The sequence below is a fragment of the Sphingobium sp. TomTYG65 genome (assembly GCF_055395525.1).
In genome coordinates this window covers 1,323,464-1,345,933 of record NZ_AP027330.1, presented here as the reverse complement: position 1 = coordinate 1,345,933, position 22,470 = coordinate 1,323,464, and the positions used below count along the sequence as shown (strand labels likewise).

Sequence of the window (22,470 nt, the reverse complement as noted above, 5' to 3'; positions counted from 1 at the left end):
AGGCGAGGCAATGACTGAAACCCGCCAGATGAGCATGATCCAGGCGATCAACAGCGCGCTGGACGTCATGATGGAGCGTGACCCCGATGTGGTCGTGATGGGGGAGGATGTCGGTTTTTTCGGCGGCGTCTTCCGCGCGACGGCTGGGTTGCAGAAGAAATATGGCAAGAACCGGGTGTTCGACACGCCAATCACCGAAATCGGGATCATCGGCGTTGCGATCGGCATGGGCGCCTATGGGCTGCGGCCCGTGCCGGAAATCCAGTTTGCCGACTATATCTATCCCGCGCTCGACCAGTTGGTGAGTGAGGCGGCGCGGCTGCGTTACCGGTCGGCGGGCGAGTTTATTTCGCCGATGACGGTGCGATCGCCCTTTGGCGGCGGGATTTTCGGGGGGCAGACGCATAGCCAGTCGCCCGAGGGGATATTCACCCATGTGTCGGGTGTGAAAACCGTCATTCCATCCACGCCCTATGATGCCAAGGGGCTGCTGATCGCGGCGATCGAGGATAATGATCCGGTGATCTTCTTCGAACCCAAGCGCATCTATAATGGTCCCTTTGACGGCCATTATGACCGGCCGTCGAAAAGCTGGGCCGGCCATCCGGGCGCGATGGTGCCAGAGGGCTATTATCGCGTGCCGTTGGGACAGGCGCGAACGGTGCGGGAGGGCGAGGCGCTGACCATCCTCTGCTATGGCACGATGGAGCATGTGGTCGAAAGCACGGTGCTAGAGATGGGCGTCGATGCGGAGATCATCGACCTGCGCACGCTGGTGCCGCTGGATATCGAGGCGGTGGAGCGGTCGGTGAAGAAAACCGGGCGCTGCATGATCGTGCATGAGGCGACGCGGACCAGCGGTTTTGGCGCGGAACTGAGTGCACTGGTGCAGGAGCGATGCTTCTATCATCTGGAAGCGCCGGTAGAGCGGGTGACGGGGTTCGACACGCCCTATCCGCACAGTCTGGAATGGGCCTATTTCCCTGGGCCGGTGCGGATACGCGAAGCGATCAACAAGATCATGAGGGATTGAGCGATGCCGCTGTTCACGTTCAGGCTGCCCGATATTGGCGAAGGCATTTCCGAGGCGGAAATTGTCGGCTGGCATGTGAAGGTCGGCGACCGGGTGGAGGAAGACCAGCCTATCGCCGACATGATGACCGACAAGGCCACGGTGGAGATGGAAAGCCCGGTGGCAGGCGTCGTGAAGCGGCTGGCCGGGGAGCCGGGCGAGCAGGTCGCGATCGGCGCCATGCTGGTGGAGATTGAGGTCGAGGGTGACGGGGAGGTGGCTGGAGGTCAGCCGCCTTCTGAAGAGGAGATTGCGGCGGAAACGCCGGGGTCCGGAGAAATTGAACCTCATCCGCTGAACGGGATAATGACATCCTCCGTTCGCCCTGAGCCTGGCGAAGGGCAAGAAGGGGGCTTCGACAAGCTCAGCCCGAATGGAGTTGAAGGTAACGGGAATAAGGAAGGCTCCGGCGATCCCGGGCGCAAGGTCCTCGCCTCGCCCGCTGTTCGGGCGCGGGCGAAGGAGTTGGGCATTGACCTCGCCCAGGTGAAAGCCAGCGGGGATCATATCCGCCATTCGGACCTGGATGCCTTTCTGCTCTATGGCGCGGGACAGGGCTATCGGCCTGCGGGGCCGCGCGCGCGACGGGCGGACGAGACGGTCAAGGTCATCGGCCTGCGGCGGCGGATCGCGGAGAATATGGCGGCGTCGAAGCGGCATATTCCGCACTTTTCCTATGTGGATGAGATCGACGTCACCGAACTGGAGCGGGTGCGCGAGCAATTGAACGCGACGCGCGGGGAGCGGCCGAAGCTGACGATGCTGCCGCTGTTGATTGTGGCGATCTGCCGGGCGCTGCCCGACTTTCCGATGCTGAACGCGCGCTATGATGATGAGGCGGGCGTGGTGACGCGGTTCGGCGCGGTGCATCTGGGAATCGCGACGCAGACCGACGCGGGGCTGATGGTGCCGGTGATCCGGGACGCGCAGGACATGAATATCTGGCAGCTGGCAGGCGAGATCAGGCGGCTGGCGGCGGCTGCGCGGTCGGGCAAGGCGAAGGCGGAGGAGCTTTCCGGATCGACTTTGACGCTGACGTCGCTGGGGGCGCTCGGCGGGGTCGCGACGACGCCGGTGATCAACCGGCCGGAGGTGGCGATCATCGGCCCCAATCGCGTGATCGAGCGGCCGGTATTCCGGGGCCGGGAGGTGGTGCCTGCGAAGCTGATGAACCTGTCTATCAGCTGCGACCATCGGGTGGTCGATGGATGGGATGCGGCGAGTTTCGTGCAGGCGGTGAAGCGACTGCTGGAGACGCCGGTACTTTTGTTTGCGGAGTGAGGGGTTTTGGCGCGAGGCAGGTTTTAGCCGGTGGTGGACGTTACCAGCTCGTCCTCCCGGACTTGATCTGGAATCCCGTTTTTCTTCTTGAAGGCTCGCTTGAAAAGGCAGCGGGACCCCGGATCAGGTCCGGGGTGACGATGAACGACATGTCTTCAACCACACAATATCAGCGCATGGTTGCGCGGTAGCTGAGGCGGGCAGTTTCCCCTGGCGACAGGCGTGTGGTGCTTGCCCAGCGGACATGGGTGATGTCGGCGGCGACGGCCCGGCGGGTGCCGCCGAGCGGAGTTGGTAGCGATAGATCTTCGAGACGGCCCCAGCGTTGGCCTCCGTCCACGGACACCTGCATCGAGGGAGCGGGCGTGGTCAGCAGGGTGCCACGCGGGACAGGGTTGGTGAGGGCGATGCCTTGCACCGGCTCGCGGCCTTCGTTGCGTAAGTTGACGACGAAGACGATCTGGTCGCCCGGTGCTGCGCGGCTGGCGCTGGCGAGGGTGCGGCGGGCGCGGCCGTTGATGTCGGTATGGACGCGCTCCACGAACATCTGGGTTTCCATGCGTAGCTCCGGTCGAGCCATCGCGAAGTGGGGCATCGCTGCCCAAACCGCCAAGCCTGCCAGCGCCAATTTCCGCATCATTCCGATTCAAGCCCCTTTTCGTTTACGGACGGTCTAGGGGAAAAGCGGCGAAGATTTGGTTAATCAGGTCTTTGCCATGTGTTTAGGTAGCCGAATGAAATTGACGCGCCGCAGCAGCCCGGTACACATCAGGGACAAGCGGGCAGGAACGATCTTTCAGTGACACCCCATGAACAGCATGAGATCAATCGGCGGCGCGACCGCCTGCTGGCGTCGATCGCGCTGACGACGGGCCTGGGGCTGATTATCGCGCTGCCCTTTGCGTTGCGGGAGGGGGCGGAGTTCTTCCTGCCACTGACAGCGGCGCTGGTGATCGCGATTGCGCTGGTGCCCTTCCTGGAATGGATGGAGCGGCGGCGGGTGCCTTCGGCCGTTGCGGCGCTGGCGGCGGTGATCGCATTTCTGATGGTCGCCAATACCGCGCTGGTGCTGATCGTGGTTCCGGCTACCGACTGGTTCCGGCTGTTGCCGCAGCGTCTGCCCAAGATACAGAATAACCTTGCCCCGCTGATCGACTTTTATTCGCAGCTTCAGCGTTTCGTGGATGAAACGGTGCAGATGCTGGCGACGGGGCCGGTGGCGGCGGCGCAGACGGCGGCGGTCGATGCGCCGCGATCGTTGTTGCAGTTCGCGGCGACATCAGCGCCTTCGGCGATCATCCAGATGGTGTTCGCGCTGCTCATCATCTATTTTTTCCTGGCTGGCTGGACCCGGCTGCGGCGGCGGACGATCAACAGCCGGGGCAGTTTCGACGGGGCCATGGCGGTCGCGCGGGTGATCCAGAATGTGGTCGACGCGACATCGGCCTATGTGCTGACGATCGCGACGATCAACCTGTGCCTGGGGCTGGCGGTCGCGCTGGCGTTGTGGCTGATCGGCATGCCGTCGCCCCTGATGTGGGGCGGCATCGTCGCGCTGTTGAACTTTGTGCCTTATTTCGGGCCGATGCTGGCAGCGGCGCTGCTGGCGCTGGGCGGCCTGATGGTCTTTGACGATGTGTGGCGGGCGCTGCTGCCCGCTGCGACGCAGATCGGCTTTCATCTGGTGGAGGCCAATGTCATCACGCCGATGGTGCTGGGGCGGCGGCTGACGATGAATCCGCTGCTGATTCTCGTGTCGCTGACATTTTGGGGATGGGTGTGGGGAACGCCGGGCGCGCTGCTGGGCGTGCCGTTGCTGATCATCATCCAGACCGTGGTGGCGGCTGCGGGAACCCCCGATATTGCGGGTTTCCTGTTCGAGCGAGGGACGCTGACCGTCTCTTTGCGACAAGAAAATGACGAGAAAGAAGAAAGTGGTGAAAGAGCCGGTTGACAGGTCCGGCGCACCCGCATAGATGCCCGCCCACACCGAACGCGGGTGTAGCTCAGTTGGTTAGAGCGCCGGCCTGTCACGCCGGAGGTCGCGGGTTCGAGCCCCGTCACTCGCGCCACTCTTTACGGAGAGTGGATGGTCCAAAAAGGGCCAATTTTCCTGAGATTTTGATGATCGTCATGCCAGCGGAAGCTGGCATCTCGTCATGCTAAGCTGTGCCCTCGGGCATGAGATCCAGCTTTCGCTGGGATGACGGGAGGATGCGCTCAGCCCCGTCGCCAGCGGCCGGTTTCCATCCAGGCGAGCAGGCGCTTCAGCGGCAGTATCCAGATCCAGATGAGCCCCAGGAACAGATAGACCGGCACTTGCGCGATCATCGGCAGGCGGCCGATGAGGCCCGACAGGCTGCCGATCATAATCGCCCAGAGTGCGATCAGCCCCAGGATGATGAACATGCCCACAGGCTTGCGCCAGCTGGGTTCGTACGGGGCGGGTTGGCGATTCACGCTTCTGGTCCTTCGATCAGTTCGATTTCAGTGAGGATGATGTCGAGCGGCAGGTCCCAGGGATCAGCGGGCAGGGCGTCATGTTCCTGTACCGACCAGGCAAGGCCGATGCGCAGCGCTTCCGGATAGCGGGCGAAGGCGCGGTCATAATAGCCGCCGCCTTGCCCTAACCGATTCATCGCCCGGTCGAAGCCGAGCAGGGGCGCGATGATGACGTCCGGCGCGACGGGCGGGCCGCTGGGTTCGGGATGATGCGTGTTGTAGAGGCCGGGATGAAGCTGATCCTCCGGCGTCCAGGCGAGGAAGTCCATGCTGCCGATGCGATCCAGCACGCGGGGGAGGGCCAGCGTCTTGCCCATGGACTGTAGCTGGGGCGCGAGGCGCTGGGCTGGGGCTTCGTCGTCAAGGCCCATGTAGAGCGCGACGGTTCGGGCATCGGTGAGACGGCGGGCGAGCGGAGAGGGCACCGCTTTGAAGGCGAGCCGGTGCGCGAGGGGGTCCAGCGACGTCAGGAACGCACGGCGGCGTGTCCGGGCCAGGGTGCGCAGGGCGGTCTTGTCGGGGTCGTCGCTCATGGAGCGCATTTAGACCCGGGGGAGAGGGCTGGGAACCTGTTTCTCGACTTCGCTCGAAACGAACGGAGGTTGGGGGAGCAGGTGAGAGCGGGTGACGGGACCGCCTCGGCCGTTTGCTGGAATATCCTCTGACGCCTCAACGTCAGGTGGGAACCATGTAGATCGGGCCAGAGCCCGCCCAGGGACAGCCCCCGTGGATGTGATTATCGCCTCAGGGATGTTCGCTAAAGCTCGTACCGCGCAGTACCCGTCACGCCATATCTAGGCGTCCGGCTGGTGCGCGGCAAGACTGTCGCTGAGCTTTTCTATGCGAGCGGCGAGCGACTCCAGCGCTCGGACGGCGGGGTCATCGTCGTCGCCCAGCGCCAGGCTCTGCTGACGGCCGATGGCTTCGCGCTTCAGATCATTAAGTTCGTCGGCAAGGAAGAGCGCCGCAAAAAGCAAGGTGCGCACTTCGGTAAGGCCGGGCGTGTTCTGTTGCGCCAGGCGGGCCTTGCGTTCGATGAGGCTGGCGAGATGGGCGAGATGCGCCTCTTCGCCATCGCGGCACCGGATCGGATAATGGCGTCCGGCGATCTGGAGGGTAGTTTCAGCCATGCGCCTGCCCCTTCAGATCAGCGATAAGTTCGTCGAGCGATCGCAGCGCGGCGCGGGCGGCGGCGGGATCAAGGCCGGGGTTGGAAGGGGAGGCGGGGGGCGCGGAGACGAGGCCGTCCACATCCTGTTCGAGCCGGCTGACCGCGCGTTCCAATGCGCCGATCGCCTGCATCATGCGATTGCTTGCCATGACCCACGCATAAACAAAGTTTTCGGCTTGCAAAAGCCGTCATTGGACGGCTTGGCGCGCCACAAGGGCCTGCCATGGTTGACGCCTTGGGTGCAACGCGACAAAGGGGACCCGATTTCGATTCGCCGGCTCAGCAGGGGGCCGCTTTGCAGCAGGAAAGACGCCAGCCTAAGATGACCGTTTCCGAAAAGTCGCTCGCCAGCGCCATCAGAGCGCTTTCCATGGACGCAGTGCAGGCGGCGAACAGCGGCCATCCGGGCATGCCGATGGGCATGGCGGACGTCGCGACGGTCCTGTTCAAGGATTATCTGAAGTTCGACCCCAGTCAGCCCAAGTGGGCGGACCGCGACCGCTTCGTCCTGTCCGCTGGTCACGGGTCGATGCTGATCTATTCGCTGCTGCATCTGACCGGCTATGCGCGTCCGACGATGGAAGACATTCGCAACTTCCGCCAGCTTGGAAGCCCCTGCGCCGGCCATCCTGAGAATTTCGAACTGGCAGGCGTCGAAGCGACGACCGGTCCGCTGGGTTCGGGTCTGGCTACCGCCGTCGGTATGGCGATCGCCGAACGGCACCTTAATTCGACCTTCGGCGACGGTCTGGTCGATCACCGCACCTGGGTGATCGCGGGCGACGGTTGCCTGATGGAAGGCGTCAATCATGAGGCGATCGGCCTTGCCGGCCACCTGAACCTTGGCCGCCTGATCGTGCTGTGGGACGATAACAAGATCACCATCGACGGATCGGTGGACCTGTCGAGCAGCGAGGACGTCCGCGCCCGCTATGCCGCGACCGGCTGGCATGTCGTGTCGTGCGACGGCCATGATGTCGCCGATGTGCGCCGCGCGATTGACGAAGCGCTGGCCGATCCGCGCCCCTCGCTGGTCGCCTGCGCCACCAAGATCGGTTATGGCGCGCCCAACAAGGCGGGCACTTCGGGGGTCCATGGCTCGGCGCTGGGCGTCGAGGAAGTCGCGGCGGCTCGCGAATTCCTGGGCTGGACGGCTGAGCCCTTCGTGATCCCCGAGGATATTGCGGCCGAATGGCGCCGGATCGGTTCGCGCGGTGCTGAAGTGCGTGCGGGCTGGGAAGATCGCTTGGCTGGCAATGGTCAGAAGGCGGAGTTCGAGCGCCGCATGGCTGGCGAGTTGCCCGCCGATTTCTCGCTGTCCAACTATATCGACACGCTTATCGCGAACCCGCAGAAGGTCGCGACCCGCAAGGCGAGCGAACTGGCGCTGGGCGCGATCAATGATCTGCTGCCGGAAACGCTGGGCGGTTCGGCGGACCTTACCGGCTCCAACAACACCAAGACCAAGAGCACCGGTCCGCTCACCAAGGACGATTATTCGGGCCGCTATGTCTATTATGGCATTCGCGAGTTCGGCATGGCCTGCGCCATGAACGGCATGGCGTTGCATGGTGGCGTCATTCCCTATGGCGGCACCTTCCTCGTGTTCTCCGACTATATGCGGGGCGGCATCCGCTTGGCAGCGCTTCAGCAGACGCGCGCCATCCATGTGCTGACGCATGACTCCATCGGGTTGGGCGAGGATGGTCCGACCCACCAGCCGATCGAACATGTCATGTCGCTGCGTATGATCCCGAACCTGGACGTTTATCGTCCGGCGGATGTGGTCGAGACAGCGGAATGCTGGGAACTGGCGCTGAAGGACAAGGACGGCCCGTCCGTGCTGGCGCTGACGCGGCAGAATCTGGCGCAGTTGCGCACCGAAAAGGCGGGCGAAAATCTGTGCGCCAAGGGCGCCTATCGCCTGCGCGCAGCGAAGGCCGACCGCAAGGTGGTGCTGATCGCGACCGGTTCGGAAGTGGAAATTGCGGTCGCCACTGCCGATCTGCTGGAAGCGCAGGGCATTGGCGCGGATGTCGTGTCCATGCCGAGCTGGGCGCATTTCGATGCGCAGCCGCAGGCGTATAAGGATGATCTCCTTCCGCACCATGTGCTGCGCTGCTCGATTGAGGCAGGCACCACGTTCGGCTGGGAACGCTATGTCGGCATCGCGGGCTTGCGTTTTGGCATCGACACATTCGGCGCTTCGGCTCCGGCGGAAGTGCTGTACGAGCATTTCGGCCTGACCGCCGCCAAGATCGCGCCGCAGGTTGCGGCCGCGCTGGATCATTAAGAAGAACAACTACCAATCAGGAGGCTAGTGCAGTGGCAACGAAGGTAGCAATTAACGGTTTCGGACGTATCGGCCGCCTGGTGGCGCGCGCAATTTTGTCGCGCACCGACCATGATCTGGAGCTGGTCAGCATCAACGACCTGGGCGACGCGAAGGCGAACGCCCTGCTGTTCAAGCGCGACAGCGTCCATGGCGCTTTCCCCGGCGACGTCAGCGTCGATGGCGACGTTCTAGTGGTCAACGGCAAGCGCATCGCCGTGACCGCCGAACGCGACCCCGCCAAGCTGCCGCACGCGGCGCAGGGCGTCGAGATCGCGCTGGAATGCACCGGCTTCTTCACCGATCGTGAATCGGCGTCCAAGCATCTGGCCGCTGGCGCGAAGCGCGTCGTCATCTCGGCTCCGGCCAAGGGTGTGGACAAGACCGTCGTGTTCGGCGTCAACCATGAGACGCTGACCGCTGACGACGTCGTCATTTCCAACGCGTCGTGCACCACCAACTGCCTCGCGCCGCTCGCCAAGGTGCTGAACGACAGCATCGGCATCGAGCGTGGCCTGATGACCACGATCCACAGCTACACCAACGATCAGAAGATCCTCGACCAGATCCACAGCGACGCCCGTCGCTCGCGCGCCGCCGCCATGTCGATGATCCCGACCACCACCGGCGCCGCCCGTGCCGTTGGCGAAGTTCTGCCCGAGCTGAAGGGCAAGCTGGATGGTTCGGCCATCCGCGTGCCGACCCCGAACGTGTCGGTCGTGGATCTGACTTTCACGCCCAAGCGCGACACCAGCGTCGAGGAAGTGAACAGCCTGTTGAAGGCCGCGGCCGAGGGCGCGCTGAAGGGCGTGCTGGCCTATACCGACGAGCCGCTGGTTTCGATCGACTTCAACGGCGATCCCGCCAGCTCGACCATCGACAGCCTGGAAACGGCGGTGATCGACGGCAAGCTGGTGCGCGTGCTCAGCTGGTACGACAATGAATGGGGCTTCTCCAACCGCATGGTCGATACGACCGGCGTGGTTGCGGGTCTGCTGTAAGAGAAACGGGGCGGGCCTTAAAACCCGCCCCTTTTTCGTCATCCCGGCGAAAGCTGGGATCTTGTTTTACTAGGTCCCTGCCAAGAGGCATGAGATCCCGGCTTTCGCGGGCATGACGGGTAGGGGGTGGCTGGGAGCGACGTGGTGGCAAAGCCCTTCAAGACGCTGGACGATATGGGCGACATCAGCGGCAAGACCGTATTGGTGCGCGAAGATTTGAACGTGCCTATGCAGGATGGATCGGTGACCGACGATACCCGCCTGCGCGCGGCGATGCCGACGATCCTGGAACTGGCCGATCGCGGCGCAAAGGTGCTGATCCTGGCGCATTTCGGACGTCCGAAGGGGCAGAAGAACCCCGAATATTCGCTGTCGAAGATCACGCGGCCGCTGACCGCGGTGCTGGGCCGCGATGTGCAGTTCATTCCTGATTGCTGCGGTCAGGCGGCTGTTGACGGCATTGCCGTGATGCGGCCGGGCGATATCTCGATCCTGGAAAATACCCGTTTCCATCCCGGCGAGGAGAAAAATGATCCCGCGCTCGCGGAAGCGATGGCGGCGATCGGCGATTTCTATGTGAACGACGCCTTTTCGGCCGCGCACCGCGCCCATGCCTCGACCGAGGGGCTGGCGCACAAGCTGCCGGCCTTTGCCGGTCGGTCGATGGAAAAGGAACTCGATGCGCTGCAGGCGGCGCTGGGCGAGCCGGTGAAGCCGGTGGCCGCGGTCGTCGGCGGGGCGAAGGTTTCGACCAAGCTTGATGTCCTCAACAACCTCGTCGCCAAGGTAGATCATCTGATCATCGGCGGCGGCATGGCCAATACCTTCCTCCATGCGCGCGGTGTCGATGTCGGGAAGTCGCTGTGCGAGAAGGATCTTGCAGACACGGCCGAGGCGATCTTCGACAAGGCGGAGGCTGCCGGTTGCACGATCCATCTGCCCTATGACGTCGTCGTGGCTAAGGAATTTGCGGCCAATCCGCCGTCCGTCCGGACCTGCAACGTGCATGAGGTCGCCGCCGACGAAATGATCCTGGACGTGGGGCCTGCCGCTGTCGAAGCGCTGGGCGACGCGCTCAAGAATTGTCGCACGCTGGTATGGAACGGGCCGCTCGGGGCGTTCGAGATCGCGCCGTTCGACAAGGCGACCGTGGCGCTGGCCAAGACTGCGGCGGCGCTGACCAAGGAAGGCGGTCTGACGTCCGTGGCGGGCGGCGGCGATACTGTCGCGGCGCTCAACCATGCGGGCGTGGCGAGCGACTTCACCTTCGTATCGACCGCAGGCGGCGCTTTCCTGGAATGGATGGAAGGCAAGGAACTGCCGGGCGTCAAGGCTTTGATGGCTTAAGGTCAGGCATAGCGTGAATGAAAGGGGCGGCAGCAATGGCCGTCCTTTTTCATCGTTGAGTGAGCATATCCGCTGGCCGCTCCCTAAGCAGTGGAACCAGCACGGTGTTGAGTTGATCGAGATCGAAGGCCCCCGACTGTGCGTAACGCAGCACGCCTGAACGATCGATCACGAAATTGGTCGGAACGCCGGTCAGAGGGCTGTACGGGCCCTTGATCCTTTTCGCCGAGGGCATGCGCATAAGGGCGAAGAGCTTCTTCAACTGGCCCAGAGGCACAGAATCCTCGGTCGTGATCGCAAACACCTTGAGCCCATATTGCTTTTGCATGGCATAATAGGCGTCCAGCGTGGGTAGCTCCTTTCGGCACGGTCCGCACCAAGTCGCCCAGAAATTCAGCACGACGACCTGCCCCCTCAAATCGGCGAGAGAAACCTTGCTTCCATCGACCAGCGTCAGCTCGAAATCCGGGGCGGGCGAACCGACCGCAGGCTTACGGGCGGCGGCTGGCGAGACGATCAGAAGGGACGCTGCGGCCCAAGGCGCGGCGATGCGCAACAATTGTTTGATCATTTTCACTCCCCCCAATGCCCACGCAACGGTAGCAGCGGTAAAGCGCGAGTGCCAACGTCATACTGGCACGGCTGGACCTGCGGCCCTGGGGATGTTTCTTGCGGTGCGTCATGGGACTGGCTAACAGCGCCCTGCGGTCGCCGGGTTCCTGCCCGGAGACTTCCCGTTTCCGATGCCGCCAAAGGGGCGGCACAACCCTACAGAGAAGGTATGTGCAGATGCTGGATCAGGACATGAAGAACAAGATTGCGGGCGGCAACGGCTTTATCGCCGCGCTCGACCAGAGCGGCGGTTCGACGCCCAAGGCGCTGAAGGGCTATGGCATCGAAGAGGGCGCCTGGACCAACGATGAAGAGATGTTCGGCCTTATCCACGACATGCGCAGCCGCATCATCACCTCGCCCGCTTTTTCGGGCGACAAGGTGATCGGCGCGATCCTGTTCGAGCGGACGATGGATGGTGAAGCCGGCGGCAAGCCGGTGCCGCAGGCGCTGATCGAGCGCGGCGTGGTGCCCTTCATCAAGATCGACAAGGGTCTAGAGGATGAGGTGAACGGCGTGCAGCTGATGAAGCCGATGCCGGAACTCGACACGCTGCTGAAGCGCGCCAAGTCGCTGGGCGTGTTTGGGACCAAGGAGCGTTCGGTTATCAATCTCGCCAACCGCGAGGGCATTGCCGCCGTTGTGAAGCAGCAGTTCGAGGTCGGGCAGCAGGTGCTGGCCGCAGGGCTGGTGCCGATGATCGAACCGGAAGTGAACATCAAGAGCCCTGAGCGCGCTGACGCAGACCAGATCCTGCTGGAAGAACTGGTCAAGGCGCTCGACGCGCTGCCGGGCGATGACAAGGTGATGCTGAAGCTGTCGCTGCCGACCAAGCCGGGGCTGTTCGATCCGCTGGTCGATCATCCGCGCGTACTGCGCGTCGTGGCGCTGTCCGGTGGCTTCTCGCGCGCCGAAGCCTGCGTCGAACTGGCCAAGAACCGGGGCATTATCGCGAGCTTCAGCCGCGCGTTGCTGAATGACCTGCGCCACCAGATGAGCGATGATGAGTTCGACGGCTCGCTGGGTCAGGCAATCGACGAAATCTACACCGCTTCGACCAAGAAGTCGGCGTGATTGGAGCGCCGGGCGCTGGCCAGTTGATCAGCGCCCGGCGACTTGGCCGATCATGGCCTTGAGGGTCAGTGCATCCTCGATCGCGTCGGCGTTGGCGTCGTTGTTGAAATAGGCCCAGACGGCACGGTCGCCGCGGACCTGTTCGCTCATCCAGGATGCCCAATCGAGCAGCTGCTTTTCGGGGTAGCGGCCCCAATATTTACCCTGGCCGCCATGGAAGCGGATATAGGCGGCGCGGCCGGTCGCGAGGCGCGGGCTGGCCGAACCGGGCATGTCATGGACGCAAAAGCCCGCGCCGTGGCGGTCGAGTAGTTGATAGACGCTCTCTTCATACCAGCTGGAATGGCGGAATTCGAAGACGGGAACGATACCGGGCGGCTGGAGGGCGAGGAAGCTTTCCAGACGGTCGAGGTTAAGCGACAGATTGGGCGGAAGTTGATAGAGGATAGGGCCTAACGTGGGGCCGAAATGGCGGAAGGACGCCATCATCCGCTCCATGGGTTCTTCGCAATTTTTGAGTTTCAAAGCCTGGGTGAGATAACGGTTGGCTTTGACTGCGTAGCAGAAGCCGGGCGGCGCCTGTTCGCGCCATGCTTCCACTGTCGGGGGTTTGGGCAAGCGGTAGAAGCTGTTGTTGATCTCGACCGTGTCGAAATGCTCGGCATAGAAGGCGAACCAGCGCTTCATGCCAAGCTTTTCGGGATAGAAGCGGCCGCGCCAATGGCGGTAGTTCCATCCGGAGCAGCCAATCCTGATCATGCCAGGAGAAGCCGCAGCGCGCGCGGGAGGTTCCATGCTTTTCCTTGGGCGTTGAAACGCGCTAAGGCAGCGGCATGACTGATTTCACCGATGATGAACTGCGCCTCGATCCCGGCTTTGCGGATCGCTTCGAGCGGGACGGGCGGCGGCCCGCGTGCCAGCTTTACCTGATTTCTCCGCCGTCGATCGATCTTGGCTTCGTCGAGCGGCTGGCGCAGGCTTTTGATGGCGGTGATGTGGCGGCGTTCCAGTTGCGGTTGAAGGGCATCGATGAGGATGCGATCGCAAGCGCGGCCGAACCGTTGCAGAAGTTATGCGCGGAGCGCGATGTGGCCTTCATCATCAATGACAGCGTCGCGCTCGCCCAGCGGCTGGAGGCGGACGGCGTGCATCTGGGGCAGGGCGATGGAGACGCGCGGGAGGCGCGCAAGCTGCTGGGGCCTTCCGTGCAGATTGGCGTGACCTGCCATGACAGTCGCCATCTGGCGATGGAAGCCGGGGAGGCAGGCGCGGATTATGTGGCGTTCGGCGCCTTTTATCCGACCACCACCAAAGAGACGATCCATCGGCCCGAGCCGTCGATCCTCAGTTGGTGGACGACCTTGTTTGAACTGCCCTGTGTGGCGATCGGCGGGATCACGGCCGAGAATGCCGCCCCTCTGGTGGCTGCGGGCGCAGATTTTCTGGCGGTTAGTGGCGCGGTGTGGGGGCATGCCGACGGACCCGAGGCTGGCGTTCGCGCCTTTGCGAGGGTGCTGGGCGGCCGCTGATCGTCTTTCGACTGCGATCGAAACGATCGGTTAGAGGGTAAGGCAGCTTTCCTGGCGCTTGCGCGTTTTCTCCCTCACAATCGGGAGAGTATCGCCTTGAAAACCCATCTGCTGATCCTCACGCTGCTGTGCACGGCATGCAAGGTTTCCGTCACCGACGCCAATGAGAGCGGGCCTGCACCTTCGGCTGGGCAGCAGGAGCATGCGCAAACCACGGCGTCCGCCAAGCCCGCAAGCGATCCCTTTGCCTTCATCATCGTGCCGGAGCCCGCAGGAGCGCCGCCGCGCAATGATGGCATCCTTCAGGCGCAGGTGGCGCTGGACCGGGCGGGCTTTTCGCCGGGCGTGTTGGACGGGAAGGAAGGCATGTCCTTCACGGCGGCGCTGAAGGGGTTCCAGGCTGCAAAGGGGCTGCCCGAAACGGGCAAATATGACGAGGCGACGGCCAAGGCGCTGTTGGGCGACAAACCTGCGCCCGCGACATGGCTGGTCACTATTCCCGAAGGCTTCGCGCGCGGTCCCTACTCCAACATCCCGAAGGATTATGGGGAGCAGGCAAAGCTGCCCGCGCTGGGCTACCGCAATCTGATCGAGAAGCTTGCCGAGCGCTTTCATACCAAGCCCGAAGTGCTGGTGGCGCTTAACTCGCCCAATACGAAGCTGGGGCCCGGTGCGACCGTGCGAGTGCCAGCAGTGGGCAATCAGCCGGTGGCGAGGATAGAAGGAGATGAGCGCGGCTGGGGCGCTACGCTCGCCAGCCTGGCCGTAGCCAAGGACCAGCCGCAGGCCGATCACATCGTCGTGGACAAGAGCGATGGCGTGCTGCGGGTGTTTGACGCTCAAAACGCTCTGATCGCGCAATTCCCCGCCACCATGGGGTCGGAGCATGATCCGCTCCCTCTCGGCACATGGGAAATCAAGGGGATAAGCCGCAATCCTGACTTCCACTATAATCCCGACCTTTTCTGGGATGCCGATGCAACCGACCAGAAAGCGGTGCTCAAACCGGGGCCTAACGGCCCGGTCGGCGTGGTGTGGATCGACCTGTCCAAGCAGCATTATGGTATTCACGGCACCCCCGAACCGCAGACCATCGGTCGCACCGAAAGTCATGGCTGCATCCGCCTGACCAATTGGGACGCTGCCCGGCTCGCGCAGATGGTGAAGAGCGGGGTGAAGGCGGTATTTCAGGCATGAAACGGCCAGGACGGCGGGGGTGGGCGGGGATTGCGCTCGCCATCCTGCTGCTGGTCCTGTTCCTGAAAATGTGCGTGCGGATCGTTCCTGGCGATGCGCCTGCGCCGCCGCACTCGAATTTCGAGCGGCCTGCGGCGGCCGAGACCGGGGAGTTGCTGATCCCTGTCGAGGGCGTGCCGCCAACGGCGCTGACCGACACTTTCACGCAGTCCCGCGCAGGCGGGGCGCGGCCGCATGACGCGATAGATATCATGGCCGCGCGCGGCCGGGCGGTGCTGGCGGCGGCTGATGGGCGGATCGAGAAGCTGTTTACGAGCGTCGATGGCGGGCTCACCATCTATCAGCGTTCAACGGATGGGCGGCGCATCTATTATTATGCGCATCTGGATGCCTATGCGCCCGGCCTAGCCGAGGGTCAGGCGGTGCGGCGCGGCCAGAAGATCGCCACCGTCGGCAGCACAGGCAATGCTGATCCCGCAGCCCCGCATCTGCATTTCGCGGTGCACGAGATGGCGGCGGGTGAACCATGGTATGGGGGCAGGGCGATCAATCCCTATCCGCTGCTGGCGCGGCCGATCCGATGAGCCCACTTGCCCTTCGCGGTGGCACGATGTAGAGGCGCCACCGGCTCTTTTCACCTTCAGACATATAGGCAGGCTCTTCCCATGAAGATCAGCGGCGTCGAGATTCGTCCCGGCAACAACATCGAATATGACGGAAGCCTGTGGCGTGCCGTCAAGATCCAGCACACCCAGCCCGGCAAGGGTGGCGCCTATATGCAGGTCGAACTGAAAAACCTGATCGACGGGCGCAAGAACAATGTGCGCTTCCGGTCGGCCGAGACGGTCGAGCGCATCCGCCTCGACACCAAGGATTTCCAGTACCTCTATGCCGAGGGCGACATGCTCGTCTTCATGGACACCGAGACTTATGAGCAGATCAACCTGCCGCAGGACCTGGTGGGCGAAGCTTCGGCTTTCCTGCAGGACGGCATGATGGTCATGCTGGAAATGTATGAGGAACGTCCCATCTCCGTGCAGCTGCCCGAAACGGTCGAGGCGACCGTGGTCGAGGCCGACGCCGTGGTGAAGGGGCAGACCGCTTCGGCAAGCTACAAGCCTGCTATCCTGGACAATGGCGTGCGCGTCATGGTGCCGCCGCACATCGTTACCGGAACCCGCATCGTCGTTGACGTGTATGAGCGGGAATATGTGAAGCGCGCGGATTGATTCGCTTTCCATAAGCCCTTCCTTTTCAAGGGAGGGGAAGGGGTAGGTCGCGAGCGATAGCGAGCGTTCGACCTTACCTCTTCAGATTGCAGGCGATTGCTGCGCAATCGCACCCACCCCCGACCCCTCCCTTGAAAGGGAGGGGGGAGTTTTTGTCATGGTATCCCATTCCGGCCTTCTCACCGTCATGGAACGCGCCGTCCGCAAGGCGGGCGCCAAGCTGCGCCGCGACTTTGGCGAAGTCGAACATCTGCAGGTTTCCCGCAAGGGGCCGGCGGATTTCGTGTCCAAGGCGGACAGGCAGTGCGAGCAGACGCTGGTCGAAGAACTGCGCAAGGCGCGGCCCGACTGGGGCTTCCTGCTGGAAGAAGGCGGAGTGATCGAGGGCGATCCCAACAAGCCCCGCTGGATCATCGATCCGCTGGATGGGACGACCAACTTCCTGCACGGCATCCCGCATTTCGCGATTTCCATCGCCGTGGAAGAGCCGCTTTATGGCGGCAAGAAGGAAGTTACGACCGGCCTTATCTACCAGCCGATCACTGACGAAAGCTACTGGGCGGAAAAGAGCCGAGGCGCCTGGCGGCATGATCAGCGGCTGCGCGTATCGGCGCGGCGCGATCTGGGTGAGTGCCTGATCGCCACCGGCATCCCGTTCATGGGCCATGGTGATTTCGCGCAATGGACGCGTATCTTCGGCGCGGTCGGCCCGTCGGTGGCGGGCATCCGACGCTTCGGTGCGGCGACGCTCGACCTCGCCCATGTTGCGTCGGGCCGGTACGACGGCTTCTGGGAAAGCGGCCTGCAGCCCTGGGACGTAGCCGCGGGGATTTTGCTGGTGCGCGAAGCGGGTGGTTTCGTCACGGACTTCCGGGGCGGCGATCAGCCGATCGATCGCAAGGAAATCATCGCCGGGAATGATGCGATCCACAGCAAGCTGCATAAGCTTGTCGCCGGGGCGCTCCGCTGACGTCGGTTATTTGCGAATCATTCTCACGCCTTGGGGGCCTTGCTTCGCATATGCGGCAGGCCTAAAGCGCGCCCATATTCATTTTCGCCCAGGGGATTCCGTTGGTCGATCTAGCCCAATATCTGCCGATCCTGATTTTCCTAGGGATCGCACTGCTGCTTTCCGCCGCATTCGTGTTCCTGCCGATGCTGGTTGGGCGCCTGACCGGCGCGCACAAGCCCGATCCGGCCAAGCTGTCGGAATATGAGTGCGGATTTCCGGCGTTCGAGGAGCCGCGCAGCCAGTTCGACGTGCGCTTCTACCTCGTCGCGATCCTGTTCATCATCTTCGATCTGGAAGCGGCGTTTCTCTATCCCTGGGCGGTCAGCCTCGATCAGATCGGCTGGGCCGGCTGGACGACGATGATGATCTTCATAGCGGAGCTGGTGCTAGGCCTCGTCTATGCGTGGAAGAAGGGAGCCCTCGATTGGGAGTAGAACTTGACCGTCCCGTCCCCGGCACCTTGCCGCCGGCGGGAACGCAGCCCGACCAGGATTTCTTCAACGCGCTGAACAGTGAAGTCAGTGACAAGGGCTTCCTTGTCACCTCGACCGAAGAGCTGTTCCAGTGGGCGCGCACCGGTTCGCTGTGGTGGATGACCTTTGGCCTGGCTTGCTGCGCCGTGGAGATGATCCACGCCAGCATGCCGCGTTATGACATGGAGCGGTTTGGCGCTGCGCCGCGCGCGTCCCCGCGCCAGTCGGACGTGATGATCGTCGCGGGTACGCTCTGCAACAAGATGGCTCCGGCGTTGCGTAAGGTTTACGACCAGATGTCGGAACCGAAATATGTGATTTCCATGGGGTCCTGCGCCAATGGCGGCGGCTATTATCACTACAGCTATTCGGTAGTGCGCGGCTGTGACCGGATCGTGCCGGTGGACATCTATGTGCCCGGCTGCCCGCCGACCGCAGAAGCGCTGCTCTATGGCGTGATGCAGTTGCAGCGGAAAATTCGCCGGATCGGGACGATTGAGCGCTGATATGGGTCATTCTGCACCGAAGATCGTGAACCCTGAAGGGATCGCGGACGAAATCGCTGGGCTCCTGGGTTCGATGCTGGTCGAGGCAGTCGATCATGCGGACGAGTTGAGCTTTACCGTCGTACGCGAGCGCCTGGCCGACGCCTTGGAAATTCTGCGTGCGCAGGGGCAGTATCAGCAGCTGATGGAGATCGCAGGGGTCGATTACCCCGAGCGGGCCGAGCGGTTCGAGGTCTGCTATCATCTGCTGAGCGTCACGCGGAATCACCGTGTCCGCGTCAAGGTCAGCACTGACGAGGACAAGCCCGTTCCCACCGTTACGCACATCTGGCCGGTCGCCGGCTGGTTGGAGCGTGAGGTGTTCGACATGTACGGCGTGATCTTCGAGGGCAATGCCGACCTGCGCCGCATCCTGACCGACTATGGTTTCAAGGGTCATCCGCTGCGCAAGGACTTCCCGCTGACCGGCTATGTCGAGATGTGGTACAGCGAAGAGGATAAGCGCGTCATCTATAAGCCGGTTCAACTGGCCCAGGATTTCCGTCAGTTCGATTTCATGAGCCCCTGGGAAGGTGCGCAATATGTGCTGCCGGGCGACGAAAAGGCGCCCCAGGCGCCCGGTGCGCCCACGCCTGCCCCCGCGCCTCCGCCGCCGCCTGCTGCGCCTAAGGGCGAGCCTGCCGGTGCGACGCCCAAGGTGACGGAGAAGAAGGAAGAAACCGGCGCTGGCGAGCCGGCGAACAAGGAAGCCGCCAAGGCGACCGAGGAAAAGCCTTTGCCCGGCGACGCGCAGACCACGCCTGTGCGCCGGTCTCGCGCCGCCAAGGCCGAAACGGGTGAAGCGGACGCGGCCAAGCCCAAGCGTACGCGCAAGCCGAAAACTCCCGAGGACAAAGCCTGATGTCCGATTATATCGAAAAGCTGGAGCATCGGATCAACGCCGACGATCCGACGCTGGGCGATACCGAAATCCAGAACTACACGATCAACTTCGGTCCGCAGCACCCTGCGGCGCACGGTGTGCTGCGCCTGGTCATGGAGCTGGACGGCGAGATCGTGGAACGCTGCGATCCGCATGTCGGGCTGCTCCACCGCGGCACCGAGAAGCTGATCGAATATAAGACCTATCTCCAGGCGTTGCCCTATTTCGACCGGCTCGACTATTGCTCGCCGCTCGGCATGGAGCACAGCTATGTGCTGGCGATCGAGAAGCTGCTCAATCTGGAAGTGCCGATCCGCGCGCAATATCTGCGCGTGTTCTTTGCGGAACTGACGCGCATCTGTAACCATATGCTGAACCTTGGTTCGCACGTTATGGACGTCGGCGCGATGACGCCGAACTTGTGGCTGTTCGAAATCCGCGAGGATTGCCTCAATTTCTTCGAGCGCGCTTCGGGCGCCCGCATGCACGCGGCCTGGTTCCGGCCCGGCGGCGTGCATCAGGACGTGCCGCTCAAGCTGCTGACTGACATCGCCGATTGGCTCGACACCCGCCTGCCGCGCCTGTTCGAAGACGCGATGAGCCTGGTCGTCGATAACCGCATCTTCAAGCAGCGCAACGTCGATATCGCGGTCGTGTCCAAGGAAGACGCGCTGAAATGGGGCTTTTCCGGTCCGATGATCCGTGGTTCGGGCATTCCGTGGGACATTCGCAAGTCGCAGCCGTACGACGTTTACGACCGGATGGAATTCGACGTGCCGGTCGGCACCAATTTCGACTGCTATGACCGCTTCATGGTCCGCGTCGAGGAAGTGCGCCAGTCCGCCCGCATCATGAAACAGTGCCTGAGCGAAATGCCCGAAGGGCCGATCGCCAGCTTCGACCGTAAGGTGGTGCCGCCCAAGCGTGGCGAGATGAAGCGATCGATGGAAGCGCTGATCCATCATTTCAAGCTCTATACAGAGGGCTTCCACGTGCCCGCCGGCGAAGTCTATGTGGCGACCGAAAGCCCCAAGGGTGAGTTCGGCGTCTATCTGGTCAGCGACGGCACCAATTCGCCCTATCGCTGCAAGATCCGCCCCACGGCTTTCTCGCACCTGCAGGCGATGGATTTCATGATGAAGGGCCACATGCTGGCCGACACCACCGCCGTCCTTGGCGCGATGGACATCGTGTTCGGAGAATGTGACCGCTAATGGCTGACGCAGTTCATATCCCTGACGAAGCGGAAACCCGCGCGCGCTGGGGCAATTTCGCCTGGACGCCAGATAATGCCGAGCAGGCGAAGAAGGTCATCGCGCGCTATCCCGCGGGCCGTCAGCAGTCGGCGGTGATGCCGCTCCTCGATCTGGCGCAGCGTCAGGTGGGCGAGGAAACCCAGACCCAGGGTTGGTTGCCTGTGCCGGTGATGGAATATATCGCCGACCAGCTCGAAATGCCCTACATGCGCGTGTACGAGGTGGCGACCTTCTACACCATGTACAACCTCGCGCCGGTGGGCCGCTATCATGTGCAGGTCTGCGGCACGACGCCCTGCATGCTGCGCGGTTCGGACGATGTGTTTTCGGCCTGCAAGAACAAGGGGCTGGTGAAGGGCGGTACGACGCCGGATGGCCTGTTCACGCTGACCGAGGTCGAGTGTCTGGGGGCCTGCGCGAACGCGCCGATGGTCCAGATCAACGACGACAATTACGAAGACCTGACCTATGACAGCATGAGCGCGATCCTCGACGATCTCGCCGCTGGCAAGCAGCCCAAGATCGGGCCGCAGATCGATCGTCAGACGAGCTGCCCCGAGGGCGGCCCGACTACGCTCAAGGAAATGGTCGGCGAAAATCACGACTATCGCGGTCAGTGGAATGAAGGAGCGGCGGCATGAGCGACGTGATTGCGCCTCTCAGCGACAAGGATCGCATCTTCACCAACGTCTATGGCTTCCAGGATTGGGGCATCGACGCGGCGATGAAGCGCGGCGATTGGGATAACACCAAGGCGCTGCTGGAAATCGGCCAGGACGAAATCATCGAGCGCATCAAGGCTTCGGGCCTGCGCGGTCGCGGGGGCGCTGGCTTCCCGACCGGCATGAAGTGGAGCTTCATGCCCAAGGAAAGCAAGGACGGCCGTCCGAGCTTCCTGGTCATCAACGCGGACGAGTCAGAGCCGGGTTCGTGCAAGGACCGCGAGATCATCCGCCACGATCCGCACAAGCTGATCGAAGGCGCGCTGGTTGCCGGTTTCGCGATGCGCGCGCGCGCTGCTTACATCTATATCCGCGGCGAGTTCATCTATGAGGCGAAGGTGCTCTTCGCCGCTGTCGAGCAGGCCTATGAAAAGGGCTTCCTCGGCAAGAACGCATGCGGTTCCGGTTATGATTTCGACGTCTTCGTTCATCGCGGCGCGGGCGCTTATATCTGCGGCGAGGAAACCGCGCAGATCGAAAGCCTGGAAGGGAAGAAGGGCCAGCCGCGTCTGAAGCCGCCTTTTCCGGCAGGCGCTGGCCTCTATGGCTGCCCGACGACTGTGAACAATGTGGAATCCATCGCCGTGTCGCCGACGATCCTGCGGCGTGGGTCCGAGTGGTTTTCCAGCTTCGGGCGGGAGAATAACAAGGGCACCAAGCTCTTCCAGATCAGCGGCCATGTGAACAAGCCCTGCGTTGTCGAAGAGTCGATGGGCATCAGCTTCAAGGAACTGATTGATCGGCATTGCGGCGGCATTCGCGGCGGCTGGGACAATCTGCTGGCGGTCATCCCCGGAGGGTCTTCGGTTCCGCTGGTCCCTGCGGCGCAGATCATGGACGCGCCGATGGATTTCGATGGGCTGCGCGCGCTCGGCTCCGGCCTTGGCACTGCGGCGGTCATCGTCATGGACAAATCTACCGACATCGTTCGCGCGATCAGCCGTCTCTCCTACTTCTACAAGCATGAGAGCTGCGGCCAGTGCACGCCTTGCCGTGAAGGCACCGGCTGGATGTGGCGCGTGATGGAGCGGCTGCGCTCGGGTGAGGCCGACATCAGCGAGATCGACATGCTGCAGGAGGTCACCAAGCAGGTCGAAGGCCATACCATCTGCGCGCTCGGCGATGCAGCGGCTTGGCCGATCCAGGGGCTGATCCGGCATTTCCGGCCTGAGATCGAGCGCCGGATCAATGAGAATAAGGGTAGCGCCCCCGTCATGGAGGCAGCGGAGTAA

Annotated in this window: 25 protein-coding genes, 1 tRNA gene and 1 other RNA gene; 19 read left to right on the top strand and 8 right to left on the bottom strand. The window is 62.9% G+C overall.

Annotation, left to right across the window (positions count from 1 at the left end; genetic code table 11):
- Positions 1–28 precede the first annotated feature (28 nt).
- Positions 29–1,033 (top strand): alpha-ketoacid dehydrogenase subunit beta, encoded by a 1,005-nt coding sequence (locus ACZ5Y5_RS06680; protein ID WP_464810490.1) that lies wholly within the window; start codon positions 29–31, stop codon positions 1,031–1,033.
- A gap of 3 nt (positions 1,034–1,036) precedes the next feature.
- Positions 1,037–2,353, top strand: a complete 1,317-nt coding sequence (locus tag ACZ5Y5_RS06675) for a dihydrolipoamide acetyltransferase family protein (RefSeq protein ID WP_464810381.1) — start codon at positions 1,037–1,039, stop codon at positions 2,351–2,353.
- 169 nt (positions 2,354–2,522) lie between these two features.
- Here ACZ5Y5_RS06675 and ACZ5Y5_RS06670 read toward each other — a convergent pair whose 3' ends face one another.
- Positions 2,523–2,990 (bottom strand): hypothetical protein, encoded by a 468-nt coding sequence (locus tag ACZ5Y5_RS06670; RefSeq protein WP_464810489.1) that lies wholly within the window; start codon positions 2,988–2,990, stop codon positions 2,523–2,525.
- A 162-nt stretch (positions 2,991–3,152) separates the two neighbouring features.
- On the opposite strand from ACZ5Y5_RS06670, the gene ACZ5Y5_RS06665 reads away from it, so the two are divergent.
- On the top strand, positions 3,153–4,307 hold the full coding sequence (locus tag ACZ5Y5_RS06665) for an AI-2E family transporter (RefSeq protein WP_464810380.1): 1,155 nt from the start codon (positions 3,153–3,155) through the stop codon (positions 4,305–4,307).
- A gap of 41 nt (positions 4,308–4,348) precedes the next feature.
- A tRNA-Asp gene (locus tag ACZ5Y5_RS06660) sits at positions 4,349–4,425 on the top strand.
- A gap of 148 nt (positions 4,426–4,573) precedes the next feature.
- Here ACZ5Y5_RS06660 and ACZ5Y5_RS06655 read toward each other — a convergent pair.
- The 5 genes from ACZ5Y5_RS06655 to ACZ5Y5_RS06635 all read right to left on the bottom strand — a co-directional run bounded on the left by ACZ5Y5_RS06655 (position 4,574) and on the right by ACZ5Y5_RS06635 (position 6,175).
- Positions 4,574–4,813 carry a DUF2842 domain-containing protein gene (locus ACZ5Y5_RS06655; protein WP_464810379.1) on the bottom strand — a complete coding sequence of 80 codons (240 nt, stop codon included), beginning with the start codon at positions 4,811–4,813 and terminating at the stop codon, positions 4,574–4,576.
- Entirely contained in the window at positions 4,810–5,388 is a 579-nt protein-coding gene (locus tag ACZ5Y5_RS06650) for a 5-formyltetrahydrofolate cyclo-ligase (protein ID WP_464810378.1), read from the bottom strand. The genes ACZ5Y5_RS06655 and ACZ5Y5_RS06650 overlap by 4 nt, the downstream gene beginning before the upstream one ends.
- 93 nt (positions 5,389–5,481) lie before the next feature.
- Positions 5,482–5,638: non-coding RNA, 6S RNA (gene ssrS / locus ACZ5Y5_RS06645), on the bottom strand.
- Positions 5,639–5,649: 11 nt separating this feature from the next.
- Positions 5,650–5,985: a cell division protein ZapA gene (locus tag ACZ5Y5_RS06640; RefSeq protein ID WP_464810377.1), complete on the bottom strand. Its 336-nt coding sequence runs from the start codon at positions 5,983–5,985 to the stop codon at positions 5,650–5,652.
- Entirely contained in the window at positions 5,978–6,175 is a 198-nt protein-coding gene (locus ACZ5Y5_RS06635) for a hypothetical protein (protein WP_464810376.1), read from the bottom strand. Before ACZ5Y5_RS06635 ends, ACZ5Y5_RS06640 begins: the two co-directional genes overlap by 8 nt.
- A 173-nt stretch (positions 6,176–6,348) precedes the next feature.
- Between ACZ5Y5_RS06635 and tkt the strand changes: the two genes are divergently transcribed.
- The 3 genes from tkt to ACZ5Y5_RS06620 all read left to right on the top strand — a co-directional run bounded on the left by tkt (position 6,349) and on the right by ACZ5Y5_RS06620 (position 10,706).
- The gene (tkt, locus tag ACZ5Y5_RS06630) at positions 6,349–8,319 is read left to right on the top strand and encodes a transketolase (protein WP_464810375.1); all 1,971 of its coding nucleotides are present in this window, start codon (positions 6,349–6,351) and stop codon (positions 8,317–8,319) included.
- A gap of 32 nt (positions 8,320–8,351) precedes the next feature.
- Complete coding sequence (gene gap, locus ACZ5Y5_RS06625) at positions 8,352–9,359, top strand: type I glyceraldehyde-3-phosphate dehydrogenase (protein WP_021236413.1); 1,008 nt, start codon at positions 8,352–8,354, stop codon at positions 9,357–9,359.
- Positions 9,360–9,533: 174 nt separating this feature from the next.
- Positions 9,534–10,706 carry a phosphoglycerate kinase gene (locus ACZ5Y5_RS06620; RefSeq protein WP_464810488.1) on the top strand — a complete coding sequence of 391 codons (1,173 nt, stop codon included), beginning with the start codon at positions 9,534–9,536 and terminating at the stop codon, positions 10,704–10,706.
- A 49-nt stretch (positions 10,707–10,755) separates the two neighbouring features.
- Here ACZ5Y5_RS06620 and ACZ5Y5_RS06615 read toward each other — a convergent pair whose 3' ends face one another.
- Positions 10,756–11,277, bottom strand: coding sequence for a TlpA family protein disulfide reductase (locus tag ACZ5Y5_RS06615; protein ID WP_464810374.1), 522 nt, complete (start codon positions 11,275–11,277; stop codon positions 10,756–10,758).
- Positions 11,278–11,495: 218 nt separating this feature from the next.
- Here ACZ5Y5_RS06615 and ACZ5Y5_RS06610 point away from each other — a divergent pair, with 218 nt between their 5' ends.
- Positions 11,496–12,392 (top strand): fructose bisphosphate aldolase, encoded by an 897-nt coding sequence (locus ACZ5Y5_RS06610; protein ID WP_464810487.1) that lies wholly within the window; start codon positions 11,496–11,498, stop codon positions 12,390–12,392.
- A gap of 27 nt (positions 12,393–12,419) precedes the next feature.
- Here ACZ5Y5_RS06610 and ACZ5Y5_RS06605 read toward each other — a convergent pair whose 3' ends face one another.
- A complete protein-coding gene (locus tag ACZ5Y5_RS06605) occupies positions 12,420–13,151 on the bottom strand; it encodes a DUF72 domain-containing protein (RefSeq protein WP_464810373.1) in 732 nt (243 codons plus the stop codon).
- 74 nt (positions 13,152–13,225) lie between these two features.
- Here ACZ5Y5_RS06605 and thiE point away from each other — a divergent pair, with 74 nt between their 5' ends.
- The 11 genes from thiE to nuoF all read left to right on the top strand — a co-directional run bounded on the left by thiE (position 13,226) and on the right by nuoF (position 22,470).
- Positions 13,226–13,921 (top strand): thiamine phosphate synthase, encoded by a 696-nt coding sequence (thiE, locus tag ACZ5Y5_RS06600; protein ID WP_464810372.1) that lies wholly within the window; start codon positions 13,226–13,228, stop codon positions 13,919–13,921.
- 96 nt (positions 13,922–14,017) lie between these two features.
- Entirely contained in the window at positions 14,018–15,118 is a 1,101-nt protein-coding gene (locus ACZ5Y5_RS06595) for a L,D-transpeptidase family protein (protein WP_464810371.1), read from the top strand.
- Entirely contained in the window at positions 15,115–15,702 is a 588-nt protein-coding gene (locus ACZ5Y5_RS06590) for a M23 family metallopeptidase (RefSeq protein WP_464810370.1), read from the top strand. The genes ACZ5Y5_RS06595 and ACZ5Y5_RS06590 overlap by 4 nt, the downstream gene beginning before the upstream one ends.
- A gap of 81 nt (positions 15,703–15,783) precedes the next feature.
- Positions 15,784–16,347: an elongation factor P gene (efp, locus tag ACZ5Y5_RS06585; RefSeq protein ID WP_021238169.1), complete on the top strand. Its 564-nt coding sequence runs from the start codon at positions 15,784–15,786 to the stop codon at positions 16,345–16,347.
- A 157-nt stretch (positions 16,348–16,504) separates the two neighbouring features.
- Positions 16,505–17,317 (top strand): inositol monophosphatase family protein, encoded by an 813-nt coding sequence (locus tag ACZ5Y5_RS06580; protein ID WP_464810369.1) that lies wholly within the window; start codon positions 16,505–16,507, stop codon positions 17,315–17,317.
- 101 nt (positions 17,318–17,418) lie between these two features.
- The gene (locus ACZ5Y5_RS06575; RefSeq protein ID WP_464810368.1) at positions 17,419–17,793 is read left to right on the top strand and encodes an NADH-quinone oxidoreductase subunit A; all 375 of its coding nucleotides are present in this window, start codon (positions 17,419–17,421) and stop codon (positions 17,791–17,793) included.
- Positions 17,784–18,338 carry a NuoB/complex I 20 kDa subunit family protein gene (locus ACZ5Y5_RS06570; protein WP_464810367.1) on the top strand — a complete coding sequence of 185 codons (555 nt, stop codon included), beginning with the start codon at positions 17,784–17,786 and terminating at the stop codon, positions 18,336–18,338. Before ACZ5Y5_RS06575 ends, ACZ5Y5_RS06570 begins: the two co-directional genes overlap by 10 nt.
- 1 nt (position 18,339) lies before the next feature.
- A complete protein-coding gene (locus ACZ5Y5_RS06565; protein ID WP_464810366.1) occupies positions 18,340–19,239 on the top strand; it encodes an NADH-quinone oxidoreductase subunit C in 900 nt (299 codons plus the stop codon).
- Entirely contained in the window at positions 19,239–20,474 is a 1,236-nt protein-coding gene (locus tag ACZ5Y5_RS06560; RefSeq protein ID WP_464810365.1) for an NADH-quinone oxidoreductase subunit D, read from the top strand. Before ACZ5Y5_RS06565 ends, ACZ5Y5_RS06560 begins: the two co-directional genes overlap by 1 nt.
- Positions 20,474–21,157 (top strand): NADH-quinone oxidoreductase subunit NuoE, encoded by a 684-nt coding sequence (nuoE, locus tag ACZ5Y5_RS06555; RefSeq protein WP_464810364.1) that lies wholly within the window; start codon positions 20,474–20,476, stop codon positions 21,155–21,157. The genes ACZ5Y5_RS06560 and nuoE overlap by 1 nt, the downstream gene beginning before the upstream one ends.
- Positions 21,154–22,470 carry an NADH-quinone oxidoreductase subunit NuoF gene (nuoF, locus tag ACZ5Y5_RS06550; RefSeq protein ID WP_464810363.1) on the top strand — a complete coding sequence of 439 codons (1,317 nt, stop codon included), beginning with the start codon at positions 21,154–21,156 and terminating at the stop codon, positions 22,468–22,470. Before nuoE ends, nuoF begins: the two co-directional genes overlap by 4 nt.

Excerpts from the sequence above, each read along its gene's own strand:
- ACZ5Y5_RS06680 (WP_464810490.1), top strand. The coding sequence starts at position 29 with ATGAGCATGATCCAGGCGATCAACAGCGCGCTGGACGTCATGATGGAG.
- ACZ5Y5_RS06675 (WP_464810381.1), top strand. The coding sequence starts at position 1,037 with ATGCCGCTGTTCACGTTCAGGCTGCCCGATATTGGCGAAGGCATTTCC.
- ACZ5Y5_RS06670 (WP_464810489.1), bottom strand. The coding sequence starts at position 2,990 with ATGCGGAAATTGGCGCTGGCAGGCTTGGCGGTTTGGGCAGCGATGCCC.
- ACZ5Y5_RS06650 (WP_464810378.1), bottom strand. The coding sequence starts at position 5,388 with ATGAGCGACGACCCCGACAAGACCGCCCTGCGCACCCTGGCCCGGACA.
- ACZ5Y5_RS06640 (WP_464810377.1), bottom strand. The coding sequence starts at position 5,985 with ATGGCTGAAACTACCCTCCAGATCGCCGGACGCCATTATCCGATCCGG.
- ACZ5Y5_RS06635 (WP_464810376.1), bottom strand. The coding sequence starts at position 6,175 with ATGGCAAGCAATCGCATGATGCAGGCGATCGGCGCATTGGAACGCGCG.
- tkt (WP_464810375.1), top strand. The coding sequence starts at position 6,349 with ATGACCGTTTCCGAAAAGTCGCTCGCCAGCGCCATCAGAGCGCTTTCC.
- ACZ5Y5_RS06620 (WP_464810488.1), top strand. The coding sequence starts at position 9,534 with ATGGGCGACATCAGCGGCAAGACCGTATTGGTGCGCGAAGATTTGAAC.
- ACZ5Y5_RS06615 (WP_464810374.1), bottom strand. The coding sequence starts at position 11,277 with ATGATCAAACAATTGTTGCGCATCGCCGCGCCTTGGGCCGCAGCGTCC.
- ACZ5Y5_RS06610 (WP_464810487.1), top strand. The coding sequence starts at position 11,496 with ATGCTGGATCAGGACATGAAGAACAAGATTGCGGGCGGCAACGGCTTT.
- ACZ5Y5_RS06605 (WP_464810373.1), bottom strand. The coding sequence starts at position 13,151 with ATGATCAGGATTGGCTGCTCCGGATGGAACTACCGCCATTGGCGCGGC.
- thiE (WP_464810372.1), top strand. The coding sequence starts at position 13,226 with ATGACTGATTTCACCGATGATGAACTGCGCCTCGATCCCGGCTTTGCG.
- ACZ5Y5_RS06590 (WP_464810370.1), top strand. The coding sequence starts at position 15,115 with ATGAAACGGCCAGGACGGCGGGGGTGGGCGGGGATTGCGCTCGCCATC.
- efp (WP_021238169.1), top strand. The coding sequence starts at position 15,784 with ATGAAGATCAGCGGCGTCGAGATTCGTCCCGGCAACAACATCGAATAT.
- ACZ5Y5_RS06580 (WP_464810369.1), top strand. The coding sequence starts at position 16,505 with ATGGTATCCCATTCCGGCCTTCTCACCGTCATGGAACGCGCCGTCCGC.
- ACZ5Y5_RS06565 (WP_464810366.1), top strand. The coding sequence starts at position 18,340 with ATGGGTCATTCTGCACCGAAGATCGTGAACCCTGAAGGGATCGCGGAC.
- ACZ5Y5_RS06560 (WP_464810365.1), top strand. The coding sequence starts at position 19,239 with ATGTCCGATTATATCGAAAAGCTGGAGCATCGGATCAACGCCGACGAT.
- nuoE (WP_464810364.1), top strand. The coding sequence starts at position 20,474 with ATGGCTGACGCAGTTCATATCCCTGACGAAGCGGAAACCCGCGCGCGC.
- nuoF (WP_464810363.1), top strand. The coding sequence starts at position 21,154 with ATGAGCGACGTGATTGCGCCTCTCAGCGACAAGGATCGCATCTTCACC.